A 15,780-nucleotide genomic window follows, 5' to 3' on the forward strand; every position below is an offset into this window, starting at 1 on the left:
GGTTGCGCACTCATGACTGGAGCACCACGCCACTGTCGTCGTACCAGCTGACGAACACCGTCTGATCCCAGGTTGGGCGTTTTACGTGGCGCTCGGCATTGGCCATGAACGCCTGTACCACGAAGCCGGACGCCAGCTTGATGTAATAGACCGAGTGACCGCCTAGGTAGGCGATGTCATAAACAATGCCTTGCTCCCAGTTATAGGCCGGATGCTCGTGATCTTCCGGCTGGCTGAGGCTTACCTGCACTTTTTCCGGACGCAGTGCGTACGTGACGCGCTTGTCTTCAGCGCGGGTACTGATGCCATGCCCGATGTAAATGGGACGCTCCAGCTTCGGGCAGGTGATGATCGCGTGATCCGAATCGTCCTTGGTCAGCTCGCCATCGAACAGATTGGTATTACCGATGAATTCGCAGACCAGGCGGCTAGCGGGCGTTTCGTAGATATCCATCGGGCTGCCGACCTGAGCGATCCAGCCAAGGTGCATGATGGCGATGCGCTGGGCCATCGTCATGGCCTCTTCCTGGTCGTGGGTGACCATGACGCAGGTCACACCGACCCGTTCGATGATCTCAACCAGCTCGAGCTGCATCTGCGAGCGCAGTTTCTTGTCCAGTGCACCCATGGGTTCGTCGAGCAGCAGCAGCTTCGGCCGTTTGGCCAGCGACCGTGCCAGCGCCACCCGCTGACGCTGACCGCCGGAAAGCTGATGCGGCTTGCGCTTGGCATATTGCGCCATGTGCACGAGCTTGAGCATCTCGTTCACGCGCTCGTCGAGCTCGGCCTTCGCCATCTTGTCCTGCTTGAGACCGAACGCGATGTTCTGCTCCACCGTCATGTGCGGGAACAGCGCGTAGGACTGGAACATCATGTTGATCGGCCGCTCGTAGGGCGGCATGTGGGTGATGTCCTGCCCGTCGAGGAAGATACGGCCTTCGGTGGGCCGCTCGAACCCGGCCAGCATGCGCAGCAGGGTGGACTTACCGGAACCCGAGCCGCCAAGCAGCGCGAAGATTTCGCCTTTGTTGATGCTCAGCGAGACATCGTCCACCGCCACCGTTTCATCGAACTTCTTGGTTACCCGGTCGATCCTGACCAATGTTTCCTTGGGTTGCTGGCTGCCTTCGACGGCCTTCTTGAAGGCGCTGGTAGCGACTGCCATAGGCGGGGACTCTCCTGAATAGGGCCTGCATGGCAGGCCCTTTTAAAGTGTTTACTTGCCGGACTTGATCTTGGTCCAGCTACGAGTGGCGATCCGCTGGATGTTGGGCGGCAACTCCGCCTGTACATACAAATTGTCGAGTACGGCTTGCGGCGGGTAGATGGACGTGTCCTCACGCACCTCCGGATCCAAATACTCGTCGGATGCCGGGTTCGGATTGGCGTAGCCGACATAGTCGCTGACCTCGGCAATGACCTCGGGCTGCAACAAGTAATCGATAAAGGCATGCGCCTCTTTCGAGTTCTTGGCATCGGCCGGGATCGCGAGCATGTCAAACCAGAGGTTCGCGCCCTCCTTCGGGATGGCATAAGCGATTTCGACGCCCTTTCCGGCCTCTTCGGCACGGTCGGCCGCTTGAAATACATCGCCGGAGTAACCGAAGGCCACGCAAATGTTGCCGTTGGCCAAATCCGAGACGTACTTGGACGAGTGAAAATAGGTCACGTAAGGCCGCACCGCCATCAGCTTTTCTTCAGCTTTCTTGAAGTCGTCGGGGTTGGTGCTGTTCGGGTCGAGCCCCAGATAACGGAGCGCGGCGGGAATGACTTCGTCTGGCGAATCCATGAACGAGACGCCGCACTTGGTCAGCTTCTTCATGTTTTCCGGCTCGAACAACACCGCCCACGAGTCGATGGTGTCGACGCCCAACACTTCCTTCACCTTCTCGACGTTGTAACCGATACCGTTGGTTCCCCACAGGTACGGCACGGCGTACTGGTTACCCGGATCGTTTCGCTCCAATTGCTTGAGCAATGCCGGGTCCAGGTTCTTCCAATTGGGCAATTGCGAGCGGTCGAGTTTCTGGAACGCGCCTGCTTTGATCTGCTTAGACAGGAAATTATTGGACGGTACTACGACGTCATAGCCCGAACGACCCGCCAGCAGCTTTCCTTCGAGCGTCTCGTTGGAATCGAAGACGTCGTAGATAGGTTTGATGTCGGTGGCGTTCTGGAAATCCTCCAGGGTGTTCTCGCCGATGTAGTCCGTCCAGTTGTAGATATGCACCACGCCTTCAGCGTGAACCGCACCAGTGAACGCCAGACCGATTGCGGCGGCCATCAGGGTGTGACGGGTAGACGATCGCACTCGTTAATCTCCTTCTTGTTGAACGTGAGCTTTCGACATGAGTGCACACCGCCCCTCATGTCGAAATCCCGGGCTCCTTGCCCGGGGAGGTCGCTTACTTGCCAGACTTGATGCGGGTCCAGCTGCGGGTCATCGTACGCTGGGTCTTCGGATCCAGGTCCGGGAAGGTGTAGATCTTCTCCATGACCTCGTCCGATGGGTAGACACCCGGATCGTTACGGATCGCGTCGTCCACCAACGGCGTCGCGGCCTTGTTCCCGTTCGGGAATTGCACGTAGTTGGTGATCTCCGCCATGACCTGCGGCTCCATCAAATAATTGAGGAACGCATGGGCAGCCTCGACGTTCTTGGCATCGGCAGGCACCGCCAACATGTCGAAGAACGCACCGGCGCCCTCCTTCGGAATGTTGTACGCGACTTCGACGCCATTCTTCGCTTCTTCAGCGCGCGACTTGGCCTGGTAGATGTCGCCGGAATAGCCAATGGCTACGCAAGTATTCCCGTTGGCCAGGTCCGAGATGTACTTCGAGGAATGGAAGTAGGCGACATCCGGACGAATCGACATGAACAGCTCTTCGGCCTTCTTGATGTCATCCGCGTTGCCGCTGTCGGGCGGCAAGCCTAAGTAATGCAGCGCGGCGGGCAGGATTTCAGTTGGCGAGTCGAGGAACGAGACGCCGCACGACTTCAGCTTTTCCATGTTCTCCGGCTTGAAGACCAGATCCCAGCTGTCGACGGGGGCATCGGTACCCAGCGCAGCCTTGACCTTCTCGACGTTGTAGCCGATGCCGATCGTGCCCCACATGTACGGGATGGAATACTGGTTACCCGGGTCGCTGGAATCCAGCGCTTTGAGCAGTGCGGGATCGAGATTCTTCCAGTTCGGCAGCTTGGACTTGTCCAGCTTCTGGAACACGCCAGCCTTGATCTGCTTCGCCAGGAAGGGGTTGGACGGTACGACGATGTCGTAGCCGGAATTACCGGACAGGAGCTTGGCCTCCAGCGTCTCGTTACTGTCGAAGACGTCATAGACCACTTTGATGCCGCTCTCTTTCTGGAAATTCGCCAGGGTGTCCTCGGCGATGTAATCCGACCAGTTGTAGACGTGCAGCACTTTTTCCTGTGCTTGTGCGACGCCACCGATGGCACTTGTCAGGGCCATGGCAAGCAAAGTCTTACCGAAAATCTTCATGCGTACAGCTCCTGTGATTCTCATTGGTCCGGCGGTGACCGCCACGCGTTCCGTTTCCCTTCTTATCGGGACAGCGCAAAGTCTGGAAGGTCGAACGCCCATTTTCAACATCGGCGTTCGCCATTTATCACGACCGCAATGAGCGTCGTTGTCAGGAGCGCACAGCTTTCGCGGTGAGATCGAGGCAACGCCGCGCCTTGTCGATCAATTCGTCGATCTCCGTGGTGCTGATTACCAGCGGTGGCGAGATGATCATGGTGTCGCCGACGGCGCGCATAATCAGGCCATTCTGGAAGCAGTGTTCACGGCAGAGCATGCCGATTCCGCCCTCGAAACGCGCCCGCGTCCGCTTATCCTTGACCAGTTCGAGTGCACCGACCATGCCGACACCGCGCGCTTCGCCCACCAGCGGGTGATCGGCAAGCTCTTGCCAACGTTTTTGCAAATACGGTGCCGCTTCGTTTTTCACCCGCTGGACGATGCCTTCCTGCTTCAGGATGCGAATGTTCTCGAGCGCCACCGCTGCCGCCACCGGATGCCCGGAATACGTGAAGCCGTGGTAGAACTCGCCGCCTTCGTTCAGCGTAGCAACGATTTCGTCCCGTACGATGACGCCGCCCATGGGGATGTAGCCAGAGGTCAGGCCCTTGGCGATGGGCATGAGGTCCGGCGCGTTACCGTAATGCTGGCTGCCGAACCATTCACCCGTACGGCCGAAGCCGCAGATGACCTCGTCGGCGATGAACAGAATGTCGTAGCGCGCCAGGACCTCGCGAATCTTGGGCCAATAGGTCTCCGGCGGGACGATCACACCGCCCGCCCCCTGAATGGGTTCGGCAATGAAGGCCGCGACCTTGTCTTCGCCGACCTCGAGGATTTTCTTTTCCAGCTGCTCCGCGGCCCAGACGCCGAATTCATCAGGCGCCATGTCGCCGCCCTCGCCATACCAATAGGGCTGCGGGATGTGTTCGATGCCCGGAATCGGCAAATCGCCCTGCTCATGGAGCGCCTTCATGCCACCCAGACTCACGCCCGCTACGGTGGAACCGTGATAGCCATTCCAGCGCCCAATCACGGTTTTCTTCTGCGGCTTGCCTTTGACTGCCCAATAATGGCGCACCATGCGCAGTACGGTGTCATTCGCCTCCGAACCCGAGCCCGTGAAGAAGACATGATTCATGCCCTCCGGCGCGACCTCGGCGATCGCCTTCGCCAGTTCGATCGCGGGCGGATGCGCCGTCTGGAAGAACAGGTTGTAGTACGGCAATTCCTGCATTTGCCGATAGGCCGCATCGGCGAGCTCCTTGCGACCGTAGCCGACATTCACGCACCACAGCCCAGCCATCCCGTCGAGGATCTTGTTGCCTTCGCTGTCCCACAGATACACGCCCTCAGCGCGCGTGATGATGCGGGCGCCTTTGGCATTGAGCTGCTTGTAGTCGGTGAAGGGTGGCAGGTGATGTTCGCGGTTGAGCGCTTGCCACTCGAGAGTCTGGTTGTTCATGTCTGGCTTCCTGTTTCGTCAGGCGAAAATCGCCCCCTCGAGGGGCGCCTGAAAAGGCATGGGCGGCCATGCACCGCCCATGGTTTTACACGGAGAACAGCAGGAACTCGCGCTCCCAGGAACTGATCACCCGGTTGTAGTTCTCGTGCTCCGCACGCTTCACCGCAACGTATCCGCGAATGAATTTCTCGCCGAGGTACTTCTCGATCGCCTTGCAGTTTTCGAGACGCTCCAACGCGGCCTGAATCGTCAACGGCAAGCGCAGGTTGCGGCGCTCGTAACCGCGCCCTCTTACCTGCGCGCTTGGGCGAATGCCCTCGACCATGCCGATGTAGCCACAGAGCAGGCTGGCGGCGATGGCCAGGTAGGGATTCGCATCCGCACCCGCCAGGCGATTCTCGACGCGGCGATTTTGCGGCGCGGCATCCGGTACACGTAGCCCAACGGTGCGGTTTTCTTCACCCCACTCCACGTTCACCGGCGCCGAGGTGTCGGGCAGGAACCGGCGGAATGAATTCACGTTGGGCGCGAACAGCGGCAGGACTTCCGGAATGAATTTCTGCAAGCCGCCGACATGGTGCAAGAACAGCTCGCTCATGGAGCCGTCTTCGTTGGAGAAGATGTTCTTGCCGGTGTCGATGTCGACGACGCTCTGGTGCAGGTGCATCGCACTGCCCGGCTCGTCGGTGATCGGCTTTGCCATGAAGGTCGCCGCGACGTTGTGCTTGAGCGCGGCCTCGCGCATGGTGCGTTTGAACACGGTGATCTGATCCGCCAGATGCAGCGCGTCGCCATGCCGGAAGTTAATCTCCATCTGCGCCGGGCCTTCCTCATGAATGAGGGTATCGAGGTCCAGCTCCTGCATTTCGCACCAGTCGTACATGTCCTCGAACAGCGGATCGAACTCGTTCGCTGCGTCGATGGAAAACGACTGGCGCCCCGTTTCCGGGCGACCCGAGCGGCCCAGCGGCACCTGCAGCGGTAGATCCGGATCCTCACAGCGCTTGGTGAGATAGAACTCCATTTCCGGCGCGACGATAGGCCGCCAGCCGTGGTCGGCGTACATCTTCAAGACTTTCTTGAGGATGTTGCGCGGCGACAACTCGATGGGGTTGCCCATCTTGTCGAAGGTGTCGTGGATGACCATGGCGGTCGGCTCGATCGCCCAGGGCACAAGGAAAATTGCGCTCGCGTCTGGCCGGCAAAACATGTCGATATCGGCCGGGTCCAGCAGGTCGTAGTAGATGTCGTCCTCGACGTAATCCCCGGTGACGGTCTGCAAGAGCACGCTCTCAGGCAGACGCATGCCTTTTTCATCGAGGAATTTGTTGGTCGGGGAAATCTTGCCGCGGGCGATGCCGGTCAAGTCGCTGATCAGGCATTCCACTTCAGTGATCTTGTGTTCTTTCAGCCAACTCGTGAGCTGGTCCAGCGTGGTAGTCATAAAGACCTCTAGTTTCTGGAGCTCGCGAGACATACCGGCCCGTGCCGGGCGGCAGATATACGAAGGACTCCGGGTACCGGCGCTCGGCGCCGGCTCAGCGCGACCTTGCCCGCTCTCTGCACGCCTCACCGAAGGCTTGGAAGATCGCAAGGTACTGCGGATTTGAACGTACTTCCCATTCAGGGTGCCACTGCACGCCAAGTGCGAAAGACGAAGCCCCTTCGATAGATACCGCCTCGATCAACCCATCGGGCGCGACGCCTTCGATCCGCAGCCCCTGGGCCAAGGTCTGAATGCCCTGGGAATGGATCGAGTTCACCTGGAACGTCGCAGGAAGTCCAAGGGACTCGAACACGCCACCAGGCTCCACATGCAGCGCATGGCGCGGCGCGTACTGCACAGCAAGCGGCTCGTCTTCCGGCTCGCGGTGATCCATGAAACACCCGACTTCATGAACCTTTTGATACAAAGAGCCCCCGAACGCCACATTCATTTCCTGAAAGCCGCGGCAAACGCCGAGTACGGGTATGCCGGCAGCGACCGCCTGCTGCAATAGCGGCAATGTCGTGTCGTCTCGCTGGGGATCGTGCAACGTGCCGGGCGCGCTTTCTGGGCCTTGATAGAGGTAGGGCTGCACGTTGGAAGGCGAGCCGGTGAACAGCAGGCCGTCCAGGCTCTCGAGCAAAGCCGGAATGTCCAGCAGCTCACCTAAAGCGGGTATGATCAGCGGCATTCCGCCGGCACCGAGGGAGACTGCCCGGACATATTTGTCGCCGGCAATGTGAAACGGGTGCGGACCGAGTTGCTTGCTGCAAGCGGTCACGCCAACGATGGGCGGGCGAGACATGAGGCACCGATCTGTGCTGTTGTGGAACTGAATCGAGCTTAGCCTCGTTCATTTTTTTCTACAACACGCGCATGAATCGGTCGTGAGCTCGACCGTCAGCGCCGCGTAATTGGCGGCCTGACTCCGGAGAATGCTCGGTATCCGTCGCTCCAAAAACGGCCATCGAGGGTCCTTTTTGGGGCAGTCGGACCTGCTATTGACAGCCATTGGGGTTTCGGATTGACTCCATAACCAGTGACTCGAATGATTGAAATTTTTAACAACACAGGTGTTGCATCATGTCGGTACCCCCGCGTGCCGTTCAGCTGGAAGAAGCGAACGCGTTCCTTGAGGAACATCCCGAGGTGCAGTTCGTAGACCTCCTCATTGCAGATATGAATGGGGTGGTTCGTGGCAAGCGTATCGAGCGTGCCAGTCTCACCAAGGTCTACGAAAAAGGCATCAACCTCCCCGCTTCACTCTTTGCCCTCGACATCAATGGCTCCACCGTCGAAAGCACAGGCCTCGGCCTGGATATCGGTGACGCCGACCGAATTTGCTACCCCATCCCCGGCACGCTGAGCGCCGAACCCTGGCAAAAGCGCCCAACTGCGCAGTTGCTGATGACCATGCACGAACTTGATGGCCAGCCGTTCTTCGCCGACCCTCGGGAAGTGCTGCGGGGTGTCGTCGAGAAGTTCGATGAGCTGGGCCTGACGATCTGCGCCGCGTTCGAACTCGAGTTCTACCTGATCGATCAGGAAAACGTGAACGGCCGCCCGCAGCCGCCACGTTCACCGATTTCGGGCAAACGTCCGCACTCCACCCAGGTCTATCTGATCGATGACCTCGACGAATATGCCGACTGCCTGCAAGACATGCTCGAAGGCGCGAAAGTGCAGGGTCTACCCGCAGACGCCATCGTCAAGGAAAGCGCGCCCGCACAGTTCGAGGTGAACCTCCACTACACCGAAGACGCGATCAAAGCCTGCGACCATGCCGTGTTGCTCAAGCGCCTGATCAAGAACATCGCGTATGACCATGAGATGGACACCACCTTCATGGCCAAGCCCTACCCTGGGCAGGCGGGCAACGGCTTGCATGTGCATATTTCGTTGCTGGACAAAACGACCGGCAAGAACATTTTCGCCAGTGATGATCCCGAGCAGAACGCCGCGTTGCGCCACGCGGTCGGCGGTGTGCTCGAGACCATGCCGGCTTCGATGGCCTTTCTCTGCCCGAACGTGAACTCCTATCGGCGGTTCGGCGCACAGTTCTACGTCCCGAATGCACCAAGTTGGGGACTCGACAACCGCACAGTCGCTTTGCGCGTACCGACCGGCGCTGCTGAAGCCGTTCGCTTGGAACAACGCGTAGCGGGCGCTGATGCGAACCCGTATCTGATGATGGCGGCCATCCTGGCTGGTATTCACCATGGCCTGACCAATGAAGTCGAACCGGGCGCGCCCGTGGTTGGTAACGCGTACGAGCAGATGGAACCCAGCCTGCCGAACAACTTGCGCGACGCATTACGCCAGCTCGACGATAGCGAAGTCATCAACCGCTACATCAGTCCCGAATACATCGACATTTTCGTCGCGTGTAAGGAAAGCGAACTGGCTGAGTTCGAGCACTCCATTTCGGACCTGGAATACAACTGGTACCTGCATACGGTTTGATCGAATGCCGCAGCAGGCCACGGTGGATTACGCGGTGGCGCCGCTAATTCACCTTACATCCCTGCATACGCCTCAATTCCAAGCTCGCTGCAAGCTATTCGAGGATCGGCAGGGACTGCATCGCGGGCACGGCCCGCTCCCACACCGGATGATCCACCGCGCCCTTGTGGGAGCGGGCCATGCCCGCGATGAGCTTACCCGACAAACACTGTTCGCGAGCAACAACGCTCCTGCCCCTGCCACCCCGCAGTGCGTTTTCGTTATGCTCACCGCCCGCCTACTCCCCAATAACCCTTGCATGCCACGACCACCGAGCAACCGCAAACCCCGCGCCAGCAGCCTGACCCGCATCGCCACGATTCTTGGGGCAGCACGTTCGCTGCTAGGCGAACAAGGCATAGACGGGTTGTCCATCTATTCGGTAGCGGAGCGGGCGGACATCCCACCGTCCTCGGTCTACCACTTCTACGCAAGCGTGCCGGCACTCTTAGAGGCGTTGGCAGCAGACATCCACGCCGCGTTCCGCGACGCGCTTCATGCGCCGATCGATGAGGCAAGCATTACGACGTGGCGGGATCTATCACGGACCCTGGAGCTGCGGATGCTGGCCGTTTACGCGAGCGACGCGGCCGCACGCCAATTGATCCTGACGCAGCACGGGCTGACAGAGCTCAATCAGGCTGACAGCCTGCATGATCTCGAGCTTGGCCGATCAATGCAGGCGTTGTTCGAACGCTATTTCTATCTGCCAGTGTTACCGGACGACATCGATGTGTTCGCCCTAGCGATGGAGCTAGGCGATCGCGTCTATGCCCGCTCGGTCCAGCAACATGGTGTGATCACACCTCGCCTGGCCCAAGAGGGCATGCGTGTGTTCGATGCCTACCTCGGCCTTTATCTGCCGCCTTATCTGCGTCGTCGCGAAGGCACCGACTGAGACCCAAGGTCCGCGCACGCGCATACTTTACTTCCAGGGTTCATACCACCCGAGTCCGTCTTCGGTCCGCCCCCGCGGTACATATTCACAGCCGACCCAGCCGTCGTAACCGCTTTCGTCGAGCATGCGAAACAGATAGGCGTAGTCCACCTCGCCCTCATCAGGCTCATGGCGATCCGGCACCCCGGCGATCTGCACATGCCCCACACTCGACTGGTAACGGCGAAACCCCGCGGCGAGGTTACCGTCCATGATCTGAGCATGAAAGAAATCGAGCTGAACCCGTAGGTTCGGCTCGGCCAGCTCAGCCACGATGTCATGTGCCTGGGCCTGATGATTAAGGAAATAGCCCGGCATGCTGCGGGTGTTGATCGGTTCGATCAGCAGCGTCATACCAAGCGGCGCCATCCGACGCGCCGCGTACTGCAGATTCCTCAGGTAGCAGTCGCGCATAGCCGGCTTGCTACCCTCATCGGCAACGATGCCCGCCATCGCGTGCAGGTTTGCGCAGCGGAGCACCTGCGCATATTCCAACGCCCGCTCGAGCCCTTCCCGGAATTCGGATTCGCGCCCAGGGAGCGCCGCCAAACCGCGCTCTCCTGCACCAAAATTACCGGGCGGGAGGTTGAATAGCACCTGTATCAAATCGTGCTGCTCTAAACGTTGCGCCAGATCAGCTGCCGACTCCCCGTAGGGAAACAGGTACTCGACGCCCTTGAAGCCCGCTCGGGCAGCGCGATCGAATCGATCAAGGAAAGGCGCATCGGCAAACATCAGGCTGAGGTTGGCAGCGAATCGTGGCATGAGTCACCTTCGGTATGAAGACAGTTATAAGCCCGTCGGCTTGGTCTGGAAGGTTTAATAGTATTCCGATGATAGGGCTGCGCTGCTGACAGCGCATCTCACGCCATTACGCACTACAGATTTGTTGCTCCTTCGTCCGTATGACGAAAGTAATCAACGGCAAGTTATGCATCACATGACCAACGCTATTCGCTCGGTGACCCGAATGGGATATCGATTTTTATCGATTCAATAAGCTTCATATACTTCATGCCTGAGGTTTTTAACCTTTAAATACAGATAATAATCGCCTATAAGATGACATCCGTCGCGCTTGTCGAGACTCCCTAGAACGGGGTGGTCCAATCGATACGTCCTAGCTTATTTCCAACGTTCAAGAGGTTCATGCCATGACTCGCATCGTCACCGTCGCCGCCACTCAGATGGCCTGTTCCTGGGACCGATCGGCGAATATCGCCAATGCTGAAAAGCTCGTTCGCGAGGCAGCGGCAAAGGGCGCGCAAGTCATCTTGATCCAGGAACTGTTTGAAACGCCCTATTTCTGCCAGAAGCCCAATCCCGAATACCTGCAACTAGCGACCTCGATCGAGGAAAACCCAGCAATTCAGCACTTCCAGAAAATCGCGGCTGAGTTGCAAGTCGTGCTTCCCATCAGTTTCTTCGAGCTGCGTGGACGGGCGCGTTTCAACAGCATCGCCATCATCGATGCCGATGGGCGCAATCTCGGGATCTACCGCAAGAGCCACATTCCGGATGGCCCCGGCTATCACGAGAAGTACTACTTCAACCCGGGTGATACGGGCTTCAAGGTCTGGCAAACGCGCTACGCCAAAATCGGAGTCGCGATTTGCTGGGACCAGTGGTTCCCTGAGACAGCACGCAGCATGGCGTTGATGGGGGCGGAATTGCTGTTCTACCCGACCGCGATCGGCAGCGAACCTCATGATCCCAACATCACCTCGCGCGATCACTGGCAGCGCGTGCAACAAGGCCATGCGGGCGCGAACCTGATGCCATTGATTGCCAGCAATCGCGTCGGTACCGAAGAGCAGGATGGGTACGACATCACGTTCTATGGCTCGTCGTTCATTGCCGATCAATTTGGTGCCAAGGTCGAGGAAGCCAACGAAACTGAAGAAACCGTGCTCGTGCATCAGTTCGACCTAGACCAACTGGAGCACATCCGTTCGGCCTGGGGCGTGTTTCGCGATCGCCGCCCGAACCTCTATGCACCGATCAAGACCCTGGATGGCTCACTCGAGTCATGAGCCAGCGCGCCGAAATGAGCGAGACCGACATGACTTTAATGAGCACCCCACGCGGTGACGGATTCCGCATGCCGGCGGAATGGGAACCGCACAGGCAGACGTGGATGGTCTGGCCGGAGCGGCCCGACAATTGGCGTTTGGGCGGCAAACCGGCGCAAGCGGCATTTACGGTGGTGGCGAAAGCGATCGCACGCTTCGAACCCGTGACCGTCTGTGCAAGCGCTGCGCAGTTCGAGAATGCCCGTGCACAGCTCGACCATGACGCCATTCGTGTTATCGAAATGAGCACTGACGACGCCTGGGTACGGGACACCGGCCCCACCTTCGTGACCCATGCGAACGGAGAAGTGCGCGGCGTGGATTGGGCCTTCAATGCCTGGGGTGGTCTTGACGGCGGCCTCTACTTTCCTTGGCAGCGGGACGACCAAGTCGCCCGCAAGATTCTCGAGATCGAAGGGTGCAAAGGCTATCGCACGGAGGGATTTGTTCTTGAAGGCGGTTCAATCCATGTAGACGGCGAAGGTACGCTGATCACGACGGAAGAATGCCTACTGAATCGCAACAGGAACCCACACCTGTCCCGCGAGGAAATCGAACAGGTATTGGCCGATCACCTGGCGATCGATCGGGTGATCTGGCTACCGTTTGGTCTTTATAACGACGAAACCGACGGGCATGTGGACAACTTCTGCTGTTTCGTACGCCCAGGCGAAGTTCTGCTGGCCTGGACGGATGATCCACAGGATCCCAACTATTCGCGCTGCCAAGCGGCGAAGAAGGCGTTGTCCGCCGTCAAAGACGCCAAGGGTCGATCATTGACGGTTCACACGGTTCCGATACCCGGGCCGCTGTACGCCAGTGAGAATGAATGCGCGGGCGTCGACAAAGCCGTCGGATCACAGCCACGCGACCCGTCCGTTCGACTGGCCGGCTCTTATGTGAATTTTTTGATCGTCAACGGTGGCGTAATCGCTCCTTCATTTGGCGATCCGAAGGACTATGAAGCGGAGGCGATATTGCGACGGATATTTCCCGAACACGAAATCGTGCTGGTGCCGGGACGGGAAATCCTGTTGGGCGGCGGAAACATTCATTGCATCACGCAGCAGCAACCGTGCCCGTAGCGAGTTGCTCTAAACGAAAAACCCGCCGCAGCATTCGCTGGGCGGGTTTTTTATTACGGTGTAACGATTACAGCAGGGACAGCGTGTAGCTGACGATCACACGGTTCTGGTCGATGTCGCGCTGACCTTCGACATCGGAACGCAGCGAAGCGTTACGCCAGGCGAAGCCGAGACCCTTCGCAGCACCGTTCTGGATAACGTACTCGACAGCGAAGTCACGCTCCCACTCATCGCCACGGTTGCCGTTAGTTGCGCGGCCATCAACACCTTTGAGGTATGCGAGTGTGGTTTTCAGACCAGGCACGCCCAGCGACGAGAAGTCATAGACGTATTGACCGAACGTAGTGTTTTCACCGGCACGGGTGAACGCGGTGATCTGACGGTCAGTCAGCAGGTAGACGCTCGCCCCGCCGTTGCCTTCTCCGGTGCTGCCTTGGTTCAGCTGTGCGAAGCCGCTGTCGTCCGAAACACGCTGGTGACCCAGAGTGAAGGCATGCCCAGCCAAGCTGTACGTGAATGCAGCACTCCAGGTGTTGTTGTCGATTTCACCGCTATTGTTTTTCGTATAGCCGGCGAAACGGTGGCCCGCAGTACCGTTGCTATTGGCACCGGTCGAGTCGGTTTTGAAATAGCGAAGGTCGGTCTTGAACGATTGCTTATCACCGAGCGGCAGCACATGGGTCAGCCCCACGAAGTGCTGCTTGTAGTACTCGTCCAGCTTGGCGAAGTAGTACTGCGCAGTCAGATCCTTGGTCGCTTTCCAATCACCGCCGGCGAACCAGAATTCGTTGCTATCCTCAGCACCACCATTCACGGAGAGACCGCTGCGGTTGGTAGAGGCACGGCCTACCGCATGCTCAAGGCGACCACCAGTCAGGGTAAGACCGTCGATCTCGTTCGACGTGATCATTCCGCCTTCGAATGTTTGCGGCAACAGACGACCATCGTTAGCTACGAGGATCGGCAGCTTCGGCATCAGCGCACTACCGTAGGTTGCAGTGGTCTTGGAGAAACGAACCTTAGCGTTCGCACCCAGGCGGCTCCACTCATGACGGGCAGAACCATCTTCATCCGGGCTGACGGTGGTGCCATTGTGGCGACCTGCACCGCTATCCAAACGCAGGCCTACTAGAGCCAACGCATCAATACCGAAACCGACGGTGCCTTCGGTGAAGCCGGATTTGTAGTCGAACATGAAGCCCTGCGCCCACTCTTCCGAGTAAGACGGATCGGCATCACCGCTACGGTTGTCGTTGTTGAAGTAGAAATTACGCAGTCCAACGGTGGCCTTGCTGTCCCCGATGAAATCGGCAGAAGCGGTCTGGCTCAAGGCCATCCCCAGCGTCGCAGCCGAGATGGCAAATCCCAGTTTTGTCTTGAGCATTTCTTGTTGTCTCCAGTGGTGTGTTTTTGCAGCGTTAATGGCACCGGCTATTGCCAGGTAAACATTGGGCTGTTGCGCAACATAACGACTTCGTGAGACAGCGTAGACCATTCAATTCGGTAGGCAGCAGTAAGGCAGCACCCACTTCAATCCTGTCACGCTCGACCGCATCTCAACCGTCGACGCTGCGCTTATTATCAACTTTCGCAGGTCTCGACAACCGTGTCGGACCTGCAGCGGCCCAAGAATGCCATTTCTGGAGAAAAAAAGAAGCCTTGATGAACTTATGGGGACAGCTGGCGTCATCCTTCGCCTAAGCTGTCGTCCTCCGCGAGCATGATCTGGTTCTTGCCCATTCGCTTGGCGCGATACATCGCGGCATCGGCGCGACCAAACATCGCATCTAGCGACGTATCCACCGCCCTCAGACTGGTAAGACCCTGGCTGAGCGTGACGCCGAAGCTTCCCGCTTCGGACGAGAAGTGCAAGCGCTGCACTTCTCGTTGAAGTCGCTCCGCGATCTGCAGCGCCAGATCAGGAGTGCACCCTGGCAGCAGTGCTGCGAATTCCTCGCCGCCGATACGCCCGAAGAGATCACCTCGGCGGAGTACGTTCGCGCCTGCCTGAGCGATACGCTGCAGTACCTGATCACCCATCTGGTGGCCATGGCGGTCGTTAATCTTCTTGAAGTCATCGATATCTAGTAACAGGAATGCCAGCGGGCTACCGAACTCTTTAGCTAACTCGAATTCACGCAGGGCGCAATCGAAGAAGTGACGGCGGTTGCTGCTTTGAGTCAGCACATCGGTCGTCGCTAGGCGATGCAGTTCGCCTTCGAGCTGTTTCTTCTCGGTAATGTCTTCGGCGATCCCGACGATAACGACATGATCGTCTTGTTCGCGGCGACTGACGAAACATTTGTCACTCAGCCAACGAACCTGCCCATCGCCACGAATGATGCGGTATTCACGCCCTTCCATGGCGTCCTTTACCAGCACCTCTGCAAGGCTTTGCTCCGCGTACTCCAGGTCATCCGGGTAGATGCTGTTACGCCATTCGCCGAAGTCGGCGAGCAATAGCGCCGCCGAGCGTCCGAAAACGCGCTCGTACGCAGGGCTGACATAGAGGTAGTTCTGCGCGCTCCAGTCGAACGCCCAAAGCACAGCATTGACGCTACCGAGGAGGCTACTGAACATCTGTTCGCGCTCACGCAGTCGCTCGACTTCTCCTCGGCTGTGCAACAGCGCGAGGGTCAACTGCTCAAGCTCAGTAGAATGACCGGGTGCATCTTCCATGGTGCGACTCTC

General features: G+C 58.5%; 13 protein-coding genes. 4 read left to right on the forward strand and 9 right to left on the reverse strand.

All coding sequences use genetic code 11. The features are described from left to right. Positions 1 to 10: 10 nt before the first annotated feature. The 6 genes from IEY47_RS15805 to IEY47_RS15830 form a co-directional block, all read right to left on the reverse strand. A complete protein-coding gene (locus IEY47_RS15805; protein ID WP_188984380.1) occupies positions 11 to 1,165 on the reverse strand; it encodes an ABC transporter ATP-binding protein in 1,155 nt (384 codons plus the stop codon). Between the two features lie 51 nt (positions 1,166 to 1,216). Beyond that, the gene (locus IEY47_RS15810; RefSeq protein WP_188984476.1) at positions 1,217 to 2,284 is read right to left on the reverse strand and encodes a polyamine ABC transporter substrate-binding protein; all 1,068 of its coding nucleotides are present in this window, start codon (positions 2,282 to 2,284) and stop codon (positions 1,217 to 1,219) included. A 121-nt stretch (positions 2,285 to 2,405) separates the two neighbouring features. Further along, positions 2,406 to 3,503 (reverse strand): extracellular solute-binding protein, encoded by a 1,098-nt coding sequence (locus tag IEY47_RS15815; protein ID WP_188984382.1) that lies wholly within the window; start codon positions 3,501 to 3,503, stop codon positions 2,406 to 2,408. 151 nt (positions 3,504 to 3,654) lie between these two features. Continuing rightward, positions 3,655 to 5,007, reverse strand: coding sequence for an aspartate aminotransferase family protein (locus tag IEY47_RS15820; protein WP_188984384.1), 1,353 nt, complete (start codon positions 5,005 to 5,007; stop codon positions 3,655 to 3,657). Between the two features lie 85 nt (positions 5,008 to 5,092). Further along, positions 5,093 to 6,451, reverse strand: coding sequence for a glutamine synthetase family protein (locus IEY47_RS15825; RefSeq protein WP_188984386.1), 1,359 nt, complete (start codon positions 6,449 to 6,451; stop codon positions 5,093 to 5,095). Positions 6,452 to 6,545: 94 nt separating this feature from the next. Further along, a complete protein-coding gene (locus tag IEY47_RS15830) occupies positions 6,546 to 7,298 on the reverse strand; it encodes a gamma-glutamyl-gamma-aminobutyrate hydrolase family protein (RefSeq protein ID WP_188984388.1) in 753 nt (250 codons plus the stop codon). Between the two features lie 278 nt (positions 7,299 to 7,576). On the opposite strand from IEY47_RS15830, the gene IEY47_RS15835 reads away from it, so the two are divergent. After that, positions 7,577 to 8,956 carry a glutamine synthetase family protein gene (locus IEY47_RS15835; protein ID WP_188984390.1) on the forward strand — a complete coding sequence of 460 codons (1,380 nt, stop codon included), beginning with the start codon at positions 7,577 to 7,579 and terminating at the stop codon, positions 8,954 to 8,956. 298 nt (positions 8,957 to 9,254) lie between these two features. Next, complete coding sequence (locus IEY47_RS15840) at positions 9,255 to 9,893, forward strand: TetR/AcrR family transcriptional regulator (RefSeq protein WP_188984392.1); 639 nt, start codon at positions 9,255 to 9,257, stop codon at positions 9,891 to 9,893. Between the two features lie 27 nt (positions 9,894 to 9,920). On the opposite strand, the gene otnI is transcribed toward IEY47_RS15840, so the two are convergent. Then, complete coding sequence (otnI, locus tag IEY47_RS15845) at positions 9,921 to 10,697, reverse strand: 2-oxo-tetronate isomerase (RefSeq protein ID WP_188984394.1); 777 nt, start codon at positions 10,695 to 10,697, stop codon at positions 9,921 to 9,923. 389 nt (positions 10,698 to 11,086) lie between these two features. On the opposite strand from otnI, the gene aguB reads away from it, so the two are divergent. Next, positions 11,087 to 11,965, forward strand: coding sequence for an N-carbamoylputrescine amidase (aguB, locus tag IEY47_RS15850; protein ID WP_188984396.1), 879 nt, complete (start codon positions 11,087 to 11,089; stop codon positions 11,963 to 11,965). A gap of 29 nt (positions 11,966 to 11,994) precedes the next feature. Beyond that, entirely contained in the window at positions 11,995 to 13,089 is a 1,095-nt protein-coding gene (gene aguA, locus IEY47_RS15855; RefSeq protein WP_188984398.1) for an agmatine deiminase, read from the forward strand. A 67-nt stretch (positions 13,090 to 13,156) separates the two neighbouring features. Here the strand turns inward: aguA and IEY47_RS15860 are convergent, their stop codons facing one another. Together IEY47_RS15860 and IEY47_RS15865 are read right to left on the reverse strand one after the other, a co-directional pair. Continuing rightward, positions 13,157 to 14,473 carry an OprD family porin gene (locus IEY47_RS15860; RefSeq protein ID WP_188984400.1) on the reverse strand — a complete coding sequence of 439 codons (1,317 nt, stop codon included), beginning with the start codon at positions 14,471 to 14,473 and terminating at the stop codon, positions 13,157 to 13,159. Between the two features lie 302 nt (positions 14,474 to 14,775). Beyond that, entirely contained in the window at positions 14,776 to 15,768 is a 993-nt protein-coding gene (locus IEY47_RS15865) for a GGDEF domain-containing protein (RefSeq protein WP_188984402.1), read from the reverse strand. Positions 15,769 to 15,780 lie beyond the last annotated feature (12 nt).

This window comes from Pseudomonas matsuisoli (assembly GCF_014647635.1).
Taxonomy (GTDB): Bacteria; Pseudomonadota; Gammaproteobacteria; order Pseudomonadales; family Pseudomonadaceae; genus Pseudomonas_P; species Pseudomonas_P matsuisoli.

Coding starts and splice junctions, on each gene's coding strand:
- aguA (WP_188984398.1), top strand. CDS start 11,995: ATGACTTTAATGAGCACCCCACGCGGTGACGGATTCCGCATGCCGGCG.
- IEY47_RS15865 (WP_188984402.1), bottom strand. CDS start 15,768: ATGGAAGATGCACCCGGTCATTCTACTGAGCTTGAGCAGTTGACCCTC.
- IEY47_RS15820 (WP_188984384.1), bottom strand. CDS start 5,007: ATGAACAACCAGACTCTCGAGTGGCAAGCGCTCAACCGCGAACATCAC.
- IEY47_RS15805 (WP_188984380.1), bottom strand. CDS start 1,165: ATGGCAGTCGCTACCAGCGCCTTCAAGAAGGCCGTCGAAGGCAGCCAG.
- aguB (WP_188984396.1), top strand. CDS start 11,087: ATGACTCGCATCGTCACCGTCGCCGCCACTCAGATGGCCTGTTCCTGG.
- otnI (WP_188984394.1), bottom strand. CDS start 10,697: ATGCCACGATTCGCTGCCAACCTCAGCCTGATGTTTGCCGATGCGCCT.
- IEY47_RS15840 (WP_188984392.1), top strand. CDS start 9,255: ATGCCACGACCACCGAGCAACCGCAAACCCCGCGCCAGCAGCCTGACC.
- IEY47_RS15825 (WP_188984386.1), bottom strand. CDS start 6,451: ATGACTACCACGCTGGACCAGCTCACGAGTTGGCTGAAAGAACACAAG.
- IEY47_RS15830 (WP_188984388.1), bottom strand. CDS start 7,298: ATGTCTCGCCCGCCCATCGTTGGCGTGACCGCTTGCAGCAAGCAACTC.
- IEY47_RS15860 (WP_188984400.1), bottom strand. CDS start 14,473: ATGCTCAAGACAAAACTGGGATTTGCCATCTCGGCTGCGACGCTGGGG.
- IEY47_RS15815 (WP_188984382.1), bottom strand. CDS start 3,503: ATGAAGATTTTCGGTAAGACTTTGCTTGCCATGGCCCTGACAAGTGCC.
- IEY47_RS15810 (WP_188984476.1), bottom strand. CDS start 2,284: ATGGCCGCCGCAATCGGTCTGGCGTTCACTGGTGCGGTTCACGCTGAA.
- IEY47_RS15835 (WP_188984390.1), top strand. CDS start 7,577: ATGTCGGTACCCCCGCGTGCCGTTCAGCTGGAAGAAGCGAACGCGTTC.